At 70.9% G+C, this 1,396-nt stretch carries 1 protein-coding gene and 1 pseudogene; one reads left to right on the top strand and one right to left on the bottom strand.

Annotated elements, in window-relative coordinates:
* Nucleotides 1-343, top strand: a pseudogene (locus G6027_RS16210) (TetR/AcrR family transcriptional regulator); the annotation flags it as partial.
* Nucleotides 344-386: 43 nt separating this feature from the next.
* On the opposite strand, the gene G6027_RS16205 reads toward G6027_RS16210, so the two are convergent.
* Nucleotides 387-1,396: DUF6544 family protein (locus tag G6027_RS16205; RefSeq protein ID WP_182638056.1), on the bottom strand; the 1,010-nt coding region annotated here is incomplete at its 5' end.

Raw genomic sequence — 1,396 nt, 5'->3', positions numbered from 1 at the left:
CGAGCACCTGGACGACGCGGGCGAGGCCGTGCGCGGGATGCTGCTCGGCGCCACCGCGCACCCGGAGATCAGCCGTCTCCTGGCCTGGTTGGCCCTGGACGGCGAGGCGGCGTTCCCGCCGATGGTCGACCCGGCCGAACGACCGGCCGCCGCACTGAGGCGCATGACCTCTCCCCCGCCGGCCGGGGACGTCGAGTTGCTCCTGGTCTTCACCGCCGTCTACGCCTGGCCTGTGCTGCGGGGCGCGCTACTGGACACCCTCGACATCCCCGCCGACCAGCGCGAGGAGATCGACGAGCGGCTCGCCGATCTCCTCGCCCGCATGGTGACGGGACGGCCCTGACCAGCCGCACGCGGAGCGGGCGAAGGGTGAGCGAACGGTGCCCTTACCCGAGGTCCGCCTCCTGCACGTTGTAGACGACATCGGTGAACTCGAGTTCGATGTAGGTGAACCAGGCCTCCGCGTCAGGGTCGAGCCAGCGGGCTTCACCGCACGAGGGCAGTCGGACGCCGTGGAAGACGCGGTGCTCGATCACCGGAGTTGACCAGGGCTGGCGGGTGAAGGAGGAGCCGTCGTCGGAGGCTCGGAGGCGGTCCTCGGAGTGGAAGTCGACGAGGTCCCCGGAAGCGTCGAAGAGCAGGTCGGCTGTCACGCTCTGGTCGCCGGTGGTGAAGACTCCGCGCACCCGGTCGCTGCCGAATTCCGTCCACTCGATCGGCGCGTCGACCAGGGCTCCGGGCGCCAGCAGAACGAGGTCGTTGAACACGGTGACGGTCTCCCCGCGGTCCATATCGGGGCCGGCGGAGTCGAGGATCGTCACGAGGGACACCAGCCTGCCGCGCATCGTGGCGGTGGTGTCGGCGTAGGAGTGCAGAACGGTGACGGGCAGTCCGGCCCGGGTGGCGTCGATGAGAAATACCCGCTGCGGCCGGGGGCCATAGGTATTGAGCTGCGCACCGGTGAAGGGCATCCACTCGGAATCGAGGCCGCCGCGGATACGGCCACGGAGCTCGGCGTGAACACTGACCACCCGGGGCATCCCGACCGCTCCGGTGCGTCGGACGTACGCGGCCAGTGGGCCGGGCAGGGTGTCGAGGTCCGCTTCCGTGAGCATCGGAGGGTCTACTTGCTGCTCGCGGACCGCGCTGGTGGCCTGGTCGCGCCACTGCGCGTGGAGACTGGTCGGCCCCTGCGCGAGGAACCCGTAGCCGGCCGCGAGGACCAACAGCACGGTCACCGCGGTTCCGGCCCTGGCGTCACTCCACGAAGTGACGATCGCCGACTGCGAGACGACCGCCGCCACCGCGGCGAGGATCCACCACCAGGTCGGCGCACCGATGGCGAGGGCCGCCGCGGTGGCGAGCACGAGGAGCGCGGCCAGTAGCCAGAGCGCGG

This window comes from Dietzia sp. SLG310A2-38A2, assembly GCF_014145095.1.
In the GTDB taxonomy this organism is placed as follows: Bacteria; Actinomycetota; Actinomycetes; order Mycobacteriales; family Mycobacteriaceae; genus Dietzia.
Note: the sequence above shows the minus strand (reverse complement) of the source record. Positions and strands in the feature narration are given on the sequence as shown.